Genomic DNA, 12,386 nt, shown 5'->3' on the forward strand with positions numbered 1-12,386 from the left:
GCATGAACGCGACACAACGCCCCGGCATGGCCTACCGGCTGGCCCGGCGGGGGCTGGACATGCTGGTGCGGCGCAACGTGGCGCTGGTGCTGGTGCTGCTGGCGCTGGTGCTGGGGGTCGCGACCTTCGTGGTGCTGTCGGGTGGCAAGTCGCTGGCCCATCACCCGCAGATCCAGGCGCTGGTCTTTATCCTGAACTTTCTCGTGCTGCTGCTGCTGGCGACCTCGCTTACGGAAAAGGTCGGGCGTGTGCTGGCCGAACGTCGCAGCGGGCTGGCAGGCGCACGGCTGCATGTGCGGCTGGTCACGCTGTTTGGCATTGTCGCGGTGGCGCCCACCATCGTGGTGGGCACGTTCGCCGCCGTGTTCTTTCACTACGGCATCCAGATATGGTTCAGTGACCGGGTGAATACCGCCCTGAACGAGGCGCTGGAGACATCACGCGGCTATCTGCAGGAACATAATGCCAATATCCGCACCGAGGCGTTCTCGCTGGCCAACTACCTTGTCAGCGCGCAGAACGGGCTGTCCGGGTCGGGGGGCGACCTTTTGCATGATCCCGACGCGCTGGCGCAGGTGCTGGATTCGCAGGCCACGCTGCGCGGTCTGGACGTGGCGGTGGTGTATGACCCGTTCACCAATACCGTCGTGGCGTCAGGCGGCCTGATGGGGCGGGCGGCCAACCTGAAGGACCTGCCGCCACCTGCCGCAACGCTCATGGCGCGGACGAACGAAATCGCGATCCTTGATTCGCCCGATGAAAAGACCGTCCGTGCGGTCGTGACCCTGGGGGATACGCCGCCGCTCATGCTCATGATCGCACGGCCGGTGGACCCCGATATCCTTGAACACATGCACCGCACCGAACAGGTGGTGGCCGATTACAAGCGCCTGAACGGCAACCGGGCCAAGATCCAGTTCACCTTCGTGCTGATCTTCGCCCTTGTGGCCGTGCTGGTGCTGGGGGCGGCGATCCTGATCGGTCTCATGCTGGCCAACCAGATCGTGCGTCCGCTGGGGCTGCTGATCCTGGCGTCCGAACGCGTCAGCAAGGGCAATCTGGACAGCAACGTGCCCGAGGGCGAGCGCGATGACGAGGTCTCCAGCCTGTCACGCGCCTTCAACCGCATGACAACGCAGCTTGCGACCCAGCGCGCGGAACTGGTCAACGCCACCAACCAGATCAATGAACGCCGCAGGTTTACCGAAGCCGTGCTGTCGGGGGTTTCGGCGGGCGTCATCGGGCTGGATTCGCACGGCATGATCGAACTGCCCAACCGTGCCGCCAGCGTCCTGCTGCAGCGTGACATGGCGGCCAGTGTCGGGCGTCCGCTGACCGAAGTGGTGCCGGAACTCGGTACCATGCTGGAACGCATCGCCCAGCAGGGTGGACGTGAACTGACGGGCGAGGTGCAGGTGCTGGCCGGTGGGCGCGCCTGTACCCTGCTGGTGCGAATCGGCGCGGAAATGCAGAGCACGGTGACCGGTGATTTCGCTGATGGCTATGTCGTCACCTTTGACGACATAACTGCCCTGCAGGTTGCGCAGCGCAAGGCGGCGTGGGCCGATGTCGCCCGCCGCATCGCGCATGAAATCAAGAACCCGCTCACCCCCATCCAGCTTGCCGCCGAACGGCTCAAGCGCCGCTTCCTGCGCGAGATATCATCCGACCCCGACACATTTGCCCAGTGTGTGGACACCATCATCCGCCATGTGGGGGATATCGGGCGCATGGTGGATGAATTTTCCGCCTTTGCCCGCATGCCGCAGCCGGTCATGCGCATGGAGGACCTGTCGCGTATCGTGCGCGAGGCGCTGATCCTGCAGCGCAACGCGCACCCGGAAATCCTGTATGAGGTCCACCTACCCGACCGTGGCCCGCTGGTCCGGTGCGACCGCAGGCTGGTGGGGCAGGCGCTGACCAATCTTTTACAGAACGCGGCGGACGCCATCGCCATGCGTCCGGAAGTCGGGGCGGCTGGCGGGGATGGCGTGATCGGCACGATCCGTATTACATTGAAGCAGGATGATCCGAACGTCATCCTGAGCGTTGAGGATGATGGAATCGGGTTGCCGGTCGAGGACCGCGCCCGGTTGACCGAGCCATATGTGACCCACAAGCCCAAGGGAACCGGACTTGGCCTTGCGATCGTCAAGAAGATTCTTGAGGATCATGGCGGTAGCATCGGGCTTGCGGATCGCGCCGGGAGCAGGGGAGCTGTGTCGACATTGATTTTGCCGATAAAGGACGACCATGGGGCATGAAATCCTGATCGTCGATGACGAGCCGGATATACGGCTCCTTATCGAGGGTATTCTGGCTGATGAGGGATACGAGACGCGGCTGGCGGCGGATTCCGATTCCGCCATTGCGGCCTTCCGGGAACGTCGGCCCTCGCTGGTGGTGCTGGATGTATGGCTGCAGGGTTCACGGCTGGATGGTCTGGGAATCCTGAATGTCCTCCATAAGGAGGAGCCGTCCATCCCGGTCATCATGATCTCGGGACATGGCACGATCGAAACCGCTGTCGCCGCCCTGCAGCACGGTGCGTATGACTTTATCGAAAAACCCTTCCAGGCCGACCGTCTGCTGGTCGTGGTGCGCCGCGCGCTGGAGGCATCCCGCCTTGCACGCGAAAATGCCGAACTGCGCCTGCGCGCAGGTTCAGGCACGGTGCTGGAGGGACGAAGTGCGGCCATTACCGCCGTGCGCAACCAGATCGACCGTGTGGCCCCCACCGGGTCGCGCGTGCTGATTTCAGGTGCTGCGGGTACGGGCAAGGAAGTGGCGGCGCGGATGATCCATGCCAGTTCCCGCCGGGCGGAAGGGCCGTTCATCGCGCTCAACTGCGCCACCCTTGCCCCCGGTCGGTTCGAGGAGGAACTGTTCGGCATCGAAGGCGGGGATGACGGCACGGGCCGCCGTACCGGGGTGCTGGAACGGGCGCATGGCGGCACGCTGGTTCTGGACGAAGTCTCCGACATGCCGCTGGAAACGCAGGGCAAGATCGTGCGTGCGCTGCAGGACCAGACCTTCGAACGCCTTGGTGGCGCGCGGCGGGTCAAGGTGGATGTGCGCGTGCTGGCCACCACCAACCGCGACCTGCAGTCCGAAATCGCGATGGGGCGCTTCCGGGAGGACCTGTACTACCGCCTTGCGGTCGTGCCGCTGCGCATTCCCAGCCTGCGTGAACGGCGCGAGGACATACCCGAACTGGCCCGCATGTTCCTTGACCGTGCGGCCGAAAATGCCGGCCTGCCGCTGCGTGAACTGTCAGGTGATGCGATTGCGGCGTTACAGAGCTATGAATGGCCGGGCAATGTGCGTGAACTGCGCAACCTCATGGAACGCCTGCTGATCATGATGCCGGGTAACAGTTCGGATCCGATCCGCGCCGACATGCTGCCTTCCACCGTGGGGGATGGGGCGCCCGCGCTGCTCAAGTTCGATTCTGACGAGGATGTGATGAGCCTGCCGCTGCGTGAGGCCCGTGATCTGTTCGAGACCCAGTACCTGCAGGCGCAGCTGCTGCGTTTCGGGGGGAACATCAGTCGTACTGCGGGCTTTGTGGGGATGGAGCGCAGTGCCCTGCATCGAAAGCTGAAGCAGCTTGGTGTCACGTCCGAGGATCGTAACACCGGATGAGCTTTTGCCCACGCAGCCCATGACTGCTAGACAACGAACTGTGATACGGACGGTGGCAACGCCGTAGCATGACACGCGACTGTGCCGTGTGATTCCGCCCAACAAGCAACAAGTAAGGCCCTGCCGTGGCAAAAGAACCTTCACAGAATGTCCAGGACGTGTTCCTCAACCACGTTCGCCGGTCGAAAACGCCGGTTACCATTTTCCTGGTCAATGGCGTCAAGCTTCAGGGAATCATCACCTGGTTTGACAACTTCTCCGTCCTGCTGCGCCGTGACGGGCACACGCAGCTTGTCTACAAGCACGCGATCAGCACGGTCATGCCGGCCACCCCGGTCAGCCTGTTCGAACCGCCAGCCGAGGATGGCACAGAGGAGCGTGCAGCCACGGATGGCAGCCCGTCGTGACGGTGGCGCAGCCACCGTCCGCCACGCGCGCTGCCGTCATCCTGCCATGGGAGCGCCCCGACCGGCACGATGACGCCCGCGCGGCCGAAGCCCGTCTGGAAGAAGCGGTAGGCCTTGCCGCGTCCATCGGTCTGGTGGTCGTGTGCCAGGCGGTGCTGCTGCTGCGTGCGCGCAGGCCGGCGACCCTGCTGGGTGGCGGACAGGTGGATTCGCTCAAGGAAACGGTCAAGGCGGACAACATCACTGTTGTCATCATCGATTCCCGCCTGACCCCGGTGCAGCAGCGTAACCTTGAACGCGCGTTGGGCTGCAAGGTGATCGACCGGACCGCGCTGATCCTTGATATTTTTGGCGAACGCGCGGCCACGCGTGAGGGCACGCTGCAGGTTGAACTGGCCCATCTGGAATACCAGCGCAGCCGTCTTGTGCGCACATGGACCCACCTTGAACGCCAGCGAGGTGGCTTCGGCTTCCTTGGCGGTCCCGGCGAAACCCAGATCGAGGCCGACCGCCGGATGATCGGTGACCGGATCGTGCGGCTGAAGCGCGAACTGGAACAGGTCCGGCGCACCCGTGGCCTGCACCGTCAGGCGCGCCGTCGTGTGCCGTTTCCCATCGTGGCGCTGGTTGGCTACACCAATGCAGGCAAATCCACCCTGTTCAATGCACTGACCGGGGCCAGTGTGTATGCGCAGGACCAGTTGTTCGCCACACTTGACCCCACCATGCGCGGCATCCAGCTGCCATCGGGGCGGCGGGTGATCCTGTCCGATACGGTGGGGTTCATCAGCGACCTGCCGACCGAACTGATCGCGGCCTTCCGCGCGACGCTGGAAGAAGTGGCGGAAGCCGACATTATCCTGCACGTGCGCGATGTCTCGCATCCCGACAGCGCATCGCAGCGCAGTGACGTGATCGAGGTGCTGGAAGGCATGGCCCGCAATGGCACCATCGAACAGGACTGGCAGTCCCGTGTGATCGAGGTGCTGAACAAGGCCGATCTGGTGGGTGGTCGTGACGCGGTGGGCGCACGGCCAGGCAATGTGGTCATTTCCGCCATTACAGGAGACGGCCTGCCTGACCTGCTGGCTGCGATCGACGAACGCATGACGCGGGCGATGGAAGTCGTCGCCTATCGAGTGCCGCTGGTCGAAGGGGCGGCGATGGCCTGGCTGTATGAACATGGCGAGGTCACGCAGCGTGAGGACGGGGAGGACGGCGTGGAAATGACCGTGCGCCTGTCGCCTGCCAACCGCGCGCGGTTCGAGATGCAGTTTGGCCGTATTGTGACCTGCCTGCTTGATTAGGCCTGTATGCTGACTGTCCTGTGACCGCAGGCGGGGTGGAAAATATGTCTTCACCGGCGCATGGATGGGCAGCAGTGAAGGACGGACACGCGTAGCGGAGGGCGGCAATGACGGCACGGATCACACTGGCGGACATGCACAATGTGGTGGACATGATGCGGGGTGCGGCATCGCGCCACGTCATGCCGTCCTTCCGCTGCCTTGACCGTGCTGACATCCGTGCCAAGAGCGGGCCGCTGGATATCGTGACCGTGGCCGATGAGGCGACCGAACGTGACCTGACCGCCGCCCTGCGGGCCGCATGGCCTGATGCCCATGTATTGGGGGAGGAAGCGGTCGCGGCCGATCCCACCCTGCTGGACGGTCTGGCGGCAGCGGACCTTGCCTTCGTGATCGACCCGATTGATGGCACCGCTAATTACGCGGCAGGCGTGCCGCTGTTTGGCGTCATGGTATCCGCCGTGTCGCGGGGGGACGTGATTGGCGGGGCCATTGTCGATCCCGTATGTGACATCGCTGTTCTGGCCGCGCGTGGTCAGGGGGCATGGCTGCATGATGGCAAGGGCACCAAACGCAGGCTGCATGTGGCAGCCCCCGTGCCCGCGCGGGACATGTCGGGCAATGCGTCATGGCGTTATCTGCCCGCACCCGTGCGTGATGTGGTGACGCATAATCTGCCGAAAGTTGCCGGATCATGGGATTTCCGGTGTGCCGCCCATGAATACCTGATGCTGGTTGATGGGCGGTGTCACTTCCTGCTGTTCAACCGCACGCTGCCATGGGACCATCTGGCGGGGTGGCTGATCCATGCGGAAGCAGGCGGCTACAGCGCGCATTTTGACGGCTCGCCTTACCGTGTCACGGACCGCAGTGGTGGTCTGCTGTATGCGCCGGACAGGGCAAGCTGGCAGGCGCTGCGTGATCTGCTGCTGACTCCCGCTGCATGAATCGGAAAAGTAAAAGTTTTCGGGTGCGGTCTTTTTTTTTAAAAGGCGGCGTTTCCTGAAGCTTTTTGAAAAAGCTTCACCAGAAACCCTTGATGGCTTGCGCCGGTTCAGTCCTGTGGCTGTGCTGCGCGTTCACGGCGTTTGACGGCCTGCCAGCCTTCTTCCATGGTTTTGACATCAACGTCCGTCAGTGCAAGGCCACGGGCGGCGAGGTCGTGCTCGACAGCGGTAAAGCGGCGGGTGAACTTGGCATTGGCCTGACGCAGGCAGGCTTCGGGGTCCATGTCCAGCTTGCGTGCCAGTGTTGCCAGCGTGAACAGCACATCGCCCAGTTCATCAAATATTTTTGCCCGGTCGCCGCTTTCCAGTTCGATCTTCAGTTCGTCCAGTTCCTCATCCACCTTCGCCGCGACCTCTCCCACGGTATCCCAGTCGAAACCGGTGCGGGCCGCGCGCGCGGACAGCTTGCGCGCGCGCAGCAGGGCGGGCAGGCCCACCGGCACGTCATCCAGCGTGCCACCCCGGTTGCGCGCCATCCGTTCCTGCGCCTTGCCCGTTTCCCACTGGCCCGCTTCCGCCGGGGCGTCGCCAAAGACATGGGGGTGGCGGCGGACCATCTTGTCGCCAATCATGCGTGCTACGGTAGCGAAGTCGAACATGCCTTTTTCATCGGCCATCTGCGCGTGATAGACGACCTGCAGCAGAAGATCGCCGAGTTCGTCGGGCAGGCCGTCCCAGTCTTCACGTGCGATGGTGTCCGCGACTTCATACGCCTCTTCAATACTGTAGGGCGCGATGGAGGCGAAATCCTGTTCCCGGTCCCACGGGCAGCCGGTCTGCGGGTCACGCAGGCGGGCCATGATGTCCAGCAGGCGGACAAGGGCGGAAGAAGCATCGTGCATGGGTGGGAAGTCCTGCCTGTTTGTATTGCGGTCGGGCACAGGTTTTGTATAGATCGCCCATCCCGAGGCGGGAAGTTTTTATCAGGACATACCGAACATGAGCAGCAACGGACAGGCAACGGTCTTTATCGATGGCGAAGCGGGCACGACGGGACTGGGCATCCGCCATCGCCTGCGCCACCTGCCCGTCACGGTGCGTTCCATCGATCCCGCCCGCCGCAAGGACCCCGATGCCCGGCGGGAGATGATGGCGGCGGTCGATGTCGTCATCCTGTGCCTGCCTGATGCGGCGGCGAAGGAAGCCGTGGCCATGGCCGACGCCATGGGCAGCGATGCGCCACGCATACTGGATGCCAGCACCGTGTTCCGCACCGACCCGACATGGGTTTACGGCTTTCCCGAAATGGATGCGACACAGCCTGCCGCCATCCGGGCCGCCGCCCGTGTTTCCAACCCCGGCTGTTATCCCACCGGGCTTATCGGCCTGCTGCGTCCGCTGGTCAGGGCGGGGCTGGTGCCGGCCGATTACCCTGTGTGCGTGAATGCCGTCAGTGGCTATAGCGGTGGCGGCCGCGGCATGATCGAGGCGCATGAGCGTGACGGCGGCCCGGCGTTTGAACTGTACGGGCTGGGTCTTGGCCACAAGCATATGCCGGAAATGCGGCTATATGCCGGTCTGGCGCAGCAGCCGGTCTTTGTCCCGTCGGTCGGGCATTTTCCGCAGGGGATGATCGTATCCGTACCGCTGCATCTGGACCGCCTGCCCGGCAGGGTCATGATTGCGGACCTGCATGCGGCGCTGGTCGCGCATTACAGGGGTTCGGACCGCATCACCGTGGCTGATCCGTGCGCCAGACTGGTGGCGGATACGCTGGCGGGTACTGACCGGATGGAACTGCGCGTGCATGGCGATGACGCACTGCGGCAGGCCGTGCTGACCGCGCGGCTGGACAATCTGGGCAAGGGCGCATCGGGCGCCGCACTGCAGAATGTGGCGCTGATGCTTGGGCTGGAACCGCCGCCGCCCGTGTGATATAGCGGGTCCGCAAGACGTCCCTGGACTGATTGCCGTGGTATTCCGTCCCACACAGGGCGGGCTGCCTGTATGCGAGAGTGACGGAACGGTAGACGTAGTCGACTCAAAATCGACCGCCGAAAGGCATGGGGGTTCGAATCCCCCCTCTCGCACCAGTCTGGCGCACCGCCCCGGTGTTGCTGTCCCTTTGCCCGTGCCGCGAACAGGACGATGTCTCCCTTGCCTGAAGCCCTTACTGCAAAGCCGTCCGTACGGCCTGCCAATCCGTGCTTTTCTTCCGGTCCCTGCGCCAAGCGCCCGGGCTGGTCGCTCCATGCCCTGTCGGATGCGCTGGTGGGGCGTTCGCATCGTTCGACCGAGGGGCGCGCACGGCTGAACGAGGTCATTACCCGCTCCAAAGCCATCCTTGGCATGCCGGATGACTGGGTGCTGGGCATCGTGCCCGCGTCCGATACGGGTGCTGTTGAAATGGTGCTGTGGTCCATCCTTGGCACCCGCCCGGTGGACGTGCTGGCATTCGAAAGCTTTTCCGCCACATGGGCCAACGACATCATAGCCCAGCTGAAACTGCCCGATGCCCGCGTGCTGAAGGCCGATTACGGTGAAATTCCCGACCTGTCGCAGGTGGACTGGGCACGCGACGTGGTGCTGACATGGAACGGCACGACATCGGGTGCGCGCCTGCCATATGACGCCACCATCCCCATGCTGCGCGACGGGCTGGTGATATGTGACGCGACATCCGCCGCCTTTGCCATGGACCTGCCGTGGGAGAAGCTGGATGTGGTCACATGGTCATGGCAGAAAGTACTGGGTGGCGAAGCGGCCCACGGCATGCTGGCCCTGTCGCCGCGTGCGGTGGAACGGCTGGTGTCCACGCCTGCTCCCCGCGCATTGCCCAAGATTTTCCGCCTGACCAACAGCAAGGGCCTGATTGACGGTATCTTCCGTGGCGATACGATCAACACGCCGTCCATGCTGTGCGTGGAAGATGCGCTGGATGGCCTGAAATGGGCAGAAAGCGTTGGTGGCCTGAAAGGGCTTGTCGCGCGCAGCGAAGCCAACCTTGCCGTCATTGCCGAGTGGGAAGCACGGTCCGAGTGGGCGCGGTTTCTTGCCCCCGACCCTGCGCATCGTTCCAGCACGGCCATCTGCCTGCGTATTGTCGCCCCGTGGTTTACTGCTCTGGACCACGCGGGCCAGACGGCGGCGGCCAAGAAGATCGTATCCCTGCTGGGCAGGGAAAGGGTGGCGATGGACGTGGGCAGTTACCGCGACGCGCCGCCGGGCCTGCGGCTGTGGGGTGGGGCCACGGTTGAATCCGCTGACCTGCGCGCGGTTCTGCCGTGGCTGGACTGGGCTTATGCGCAGGTGCGCGCCCAGCACGTCTGATCTTTCCGCTTTCCATGTCTGATCCATCATGCCCCGGCTGTCACTGCGGGCATGATGCAGCACGATAGGCCCCCGATATGACTGATGATCCGCCGTTCAACCCCGCGCTGCTGCCCGCAGGCTTCGTGGACAGGCTCCCCCCCGAGGCCGAGGCCGAGGCGGCGGGGGTTGAGACGCTGATGCGCGTTTTCGCGGCCCATGGGTATGATCGCGTAACGCCACCGCTGCTGGAATTCGAGGAAACGCTGCTATCGGGTTCGGGTGCTGCCGTGGCGGAACAGACCTTTCGCCTGATGGATCCTGACACGCGGCGCATGATGGCGCTGCGTCCCGACATGACGCCCCAGATCGCGCGCATTGCCGCAACACGGCTGCCCGATGTGCCGCGTCCCCTGCGTCTGGCCTATGCCGGGCCGTGTATCCTCATGGACAGTAACCGGGGCGATGGCGAACGCCAGATCTCGCAGGCCGGGGTGGAACTGATCGGTCCTGACCAGCCGGAAGCAGATGCGGAAATCGTGGCGCTTGCAGCCGAATGTCTCGCCACGTTGCGGGTGCAGGGCGTGTCCTTTGACCTGACCATGCCCGCGCTGACCACTGCGCTGGTGGATGCCGGGGGCTTTGATGCGCATGTGCGCGGGATGCTGATGCGCGCGCTGGACCGCAAGGATGCTGCCGCCGTGGAACGTCATGGCGGCGATCTGGCCCCGGTGCTGATCCGCCTGCTGCATGCGGCCGGTCCGGCCCATGGGGCGCTTGCGGAACTGGCGGCGGTGGATCTGCCGCCCGCAGTACGCGTTCACAGCGCCCGGCTGGCGGCCACGGTCGCCGCGATCGAGGCGCGTGTACCGGGCATCCGCCTGACAGTGGACCCAGTGGAATTCCGTGGCTGGCAGTACCATACCGGCGTATGCGTCAGCGTATATGCCGCAGGCCAGCGCGAAGAACTGGGTCGGGGCGGCCGTTACCTGTCCAATAATGATGAACCGGCCTGCGGGTTGACCCTGCGGCCCGACATTATCCTGCGCGCGGCCCCGCCGCTGCCATGCCGGACACGTGTGTTCCTGCCATGGGGGACAGTGCCAGAGGTGGGCGCCAGCCTGCGTGCGGGGGGCTATGCCACCGTCAGCGCGCTGGGCGATGAAGGCGATGCGCGGGCCGAGGCGCAACGCCTGTCCTGCGCGCTGGTGGTGGTTGATGGTCAGCCCATGCCGGTGGATGGCATCTGAAGTTTTTGTTAGTCGTTTAAAATAACAGGGTTTTTTCCGGCTGGTTGCCTGTGTTCCGGTCGGTCAGCATATCAAGGAGCATGAAATGTCCAACGTCACCGTGATCGGCACCCAGTGGGGTGACGAGGGCAAGGGAAAAATTGTGGACTGGCTGGCCAGCCGGGCCGACGTGGTCGTGCGTTTCCAGGGTGGCCACAATGCGGGCCATACGCTGGTTGTGGGCGAGCAGACCTACAAGCTGTCCCTGCTGCCGTCCGGCCTGGTGCGTGGCAAGATGGGCGTAATCGGCAATGGCGTGGTGGTTGATCCCGAAGCGCTGCTGAAGGAAATCGATCGCGTAACGGCGCAGGGCCTGAAGGTCACGCCCGAGACGCTGAAGATTGCTGAAAACGCGCCTCTGATCCTGCCGGTGCATGGCGCGCTGGACCGTGCGCGTGAAGCCGCGCGCGGCGAGCGCAAGATCGGCACCACGGGCCGTGGCATCGGCCCGGCGTATGAAGACAAGGTGGCCCGTCGCGCCATCCGCCTGTGTGATCTGGCCGAACCGGAAACGCTGGACTGGAAGCTGGACGAACTGCTGCTGCACCACAACACCTTGCTGAAGGGTCTTGGCGCGGATACGTTTACCAAGCGGGAACTGCTGGACTTCCTCAACGGCGTGGCGCCCCGTGTGCTGCCCTTCATGGCCCCGGTATGGGACCTGCTGGATGACAGCCGCCGCAGTGGTTCGCGCATCCTGTTCGAGGGCGCGCAGGCCGTGATGCTGGACGTGGACCACGGTACCTACCCGTTCGTGACCAGTTCCAACACTGTCGCGGCCAATGCGGGTACGGGTGCTGGTGTGGGACCCACCAGCATCGGTTTCGTGCTGGGTATCGCCAAGGCCTACACCACGCGCGTGGGTGAGGGGCCGTTCCCCAGCGAACTGCATGACCAGATGGGCCGTACGCTGGGTGAGCGCGGGCATGAATTCGGTACCGTGACGGGCCGCCCCCGCCGCTGTGGCTGGTTTGACGCCGTGCTGGTGCGCCGTGCGGTGCGCGTGGGTGGCGTGAACGGCCTGGCACTGACCAAGCTGGATGTGCTTGACGGTCTGGACGAAATCAGCATCTGCGTCGGTTACGAACTGGATGGCAGGAAGATTACGTCCTTCCCGTCAGCCCCCGGCGCGCAGCAGCGTATCCGCCCGGTATTCGAGACGATGGAAGGCTGGAAGGACAGCACCAAGGGCGCGCGCTCCTGGGCCGAACTGCCCGCGCAGGCCATCAAGTATGTCCGTCGGATTGAGGAACTGGTTGAAGCACCTGTGACCCTGCTGTCCACCAGCCCCGAACGTGATGACACCATCCTGATGCGTGATCCGTTCGAGGACTGATCGAAAAGTCATGAAAGTTTCTGGGCGCCGCCTTTTTGAAAAAAGGCGGCGTTCTTTGAAGCTTTTTGAAAAGGCTGCACCAGAAACTTCTTTATTATGGCCGTCACAGACAAATAAAGCCCCGCAACGCCAGAAGCGTGCGGGGC

General features: G+C 64.0%; 10 protein-coding genes and 1 tRNA gene. 10 read left to right on the forward strand and 1 reads right to left on the reverse strand.

Features of this window, described 5'->3' with window-relative positions:
• The first annotated feature begins 2 nt into the window (after positions 1-2).
• The 5 genes from ACE2AA_RS14260 to ACE2AA_RS14280 all read left to right on the forward strand — a co-directional run bounded on the left by ACE2AA_RS14260 (position 3) and on the right by ACE2AA_RS14280 (position 6,306).
• Complete coding sequence (locus ACE2AA_RS14260; RefSeq protein WP_370685936.1) at positions 3-2,264, forward strand: PAS domain-containing sensor histidine kinase; 2,262 nt, start codon at positions 3-5, stop codon at positions 2,262-2,264.
• Positions 2,254-3,645, forward strand: a complete 1,392-nt coding sequence (locus ACE2AA_RS14265; protein ID WP_141262096.1) for a sigma-54 dependent transcriptional regulator — start codon at positions 2,254-2,256, stop codon at positions 3,643-3,645. The genes ACE2AA_RS14260 and ACE2AA_RS14265 overlap by 11 nt, the downstream gene beginning before the upstream one ends.
• A 125-nt stretch (positions 3,646-3,770) precedes the next feature.
• The gene (gene hfq, locus ACE2AA_RS14270; protein ID WP_141262097.1) at positions 3,771-4,052 is read left to right on the forward strand and encodes an RNA chaperone Hfq; all 282 of its coding nucleotides are present in this window, start codon (positions 3,771-3,773) and stop codon (positions 4,050-4,052) included.
• Complete coding sequence (hflX, locus tag ACE2AA_RS14275; protein ID WP_141262098.1) at positions 4,049-5,359, forward strand: GTPase HflX; 1,311 nt, start codon at positions 4,049-4,051, stop codon at positions 5,357-5,359. Before hfq ends, hflX begins: the two co-directional genes overlap by 4 nt.
• Positions 5,360-5,466: 107 nt before the next feature.
• Positions 5,467-6,306, forward strand: a complete 840-nt coding sequence (locus tag ACE2AA_RS14280; RefSeq protein ID WP_141302257.1) for an inositol monophosphatase family protein — start codon at positions 5,467-5,469, stop codon at positions 6,304-6,306.
• Positions 6,307-6,413: 107 nt separating this feature from the next.
• Here ACE2AA_RS14280 and mazG read toward each other — a convergent pair whose 3' ends face one another.
• Positions 6,414-7,208, reverse strand: a complete 795-nt coding sequence (mazG, locus tag ACE2AA_RS14285) for a nucleoside triphosphate pyrophosphohydrolase (protein ID WP_141262100.1) — start codon at positions 7,206-7,208, stop codon at positions 6,414-6,416.
• Positions 7,209-7,305: 97 nt separating this feature from the next.
• Here mazG and argC point away from each other — a divergent pair, with 97 nt between their 5' ends.
• From argC to ACE2AA_RS14310, 5 genes are all read left to right on the forward strand, one after another.
• Positions 7,306-8,241, forward strand: a complete 936-nt coding sequence (argC, locus tag ACE2AA_RS14290) for an N-acetyl-gamma-glutamyl-phosphate reductase (RefSeq protein WP_395370225.1) — start codon at positions 7,306-7,308, stop codon at positions 8,239-8,241.
• 74 nt (positions 8,242-8,315) lie between these two features.
• Positions 8,316-8,399, forward strand: a tRNA-Leu gene (locus ACE2AA_RS14295).
• Positions 8,400-8,454: 55 nt separating this feature from the next.
• Complete coding sequence (locus ACE2AA_RS14300) at positions 8,455-9,636, forward strand: phosphoserine transaminase (RefSeq protein ID WP_162851964.1); 1,182 nt, start codon at positions 8,455-8,457, stop codon at positions 9,634-9,636.
• Between the two features lie 77 nt (positions 9,637-9,713).
• Entirely contained in the window at positions 9,714-10,865 is a 1,152-nt protein-coding gene (locus ACE2AA_RS14305; protein ID WP_141262103.1) for an ATP phosphoribosyltransferase regulatory subunit, read from the forward strand.
• 85 nt (positions 10,866-10,950) lie between these two features.
• Positions 10,951-12,240 (forward strand): adenylosuccinate synthase, encoded by a 1,290-nt coding sequence (locus ACE2AA_RS14310; protein ID WP_395370226.1) that lies wholly within the window; start codon positions 10,951-10,953, stop codon positions 12,238-12,240.
• Positions 12,241-12,386: the final 146 nt, after the last annotated feature.

This window comes from Komagataeibacter diospyri (genome assembly GCF_043995075.1).
Taxonomy (GTDB): Bacteria; Pseudomonadota; Alphaproteobacteria; order Acetobacterales; family Acetobacteraceae; genus Komagataeibacter; species Komagataeibacter diospyri.

Coding starts and splice junctions, on each gene's coding strand:
- ACE2AA_RS14300 (WP_162851964.1), top strand. CDS start 8,455: ATGTCTCCCTTGCCTGAAGCCCTTACTGCAAAGCCGTCCGTACGGCCT.
- ACE2AA_RS14265 (WP_141262096.1), top strand. CDS start 2,254: ATGGGGCATGAAATCCTGATCGTCGATGACGAGCCGGATATACGGCTC.
- ACE2AA_RS14310 (WP_395370226.1), top strand. CDS start 10,951: ATGTCCAACGTCACCGTGATCGGCACCCAGTGGGGTGACGAGGGCAAG.
- ACE2AA_RS14305 (WP_141262103.1), top strand. CDS start 9,714: ATGACTGATGATCCGCCGTTCAACCCCGCGCTGCTGCCCGCAGGCTTC.
- argC (WP_395370225.1), top strand. CDS start 7,306: ATGAGCAGCAACGGACAGGCAACGGTCTTTATCGATGGCGAAGCGGGC.
- ACE2AA_RS14280 (WP_141302257.1), top strand. CDS start 5,467: ATGACGGCACGGATCACACTGGCGGACATGCACAATGTGGTGGACATG.
- ACE2AA_RS14260 (WP_370685936.1), top strand. CDS start 3: ATGAACGCGACACAACGCCCCGGCATGGCCTACCGGCTGGCCCGGCGG.
- mazG (WP_141262100.1), bottom strand. CDS start 7,208: ATGCACGATGCTTCTTCCGCCCTTGTCCGCCTGCTGGACATCATGGCC.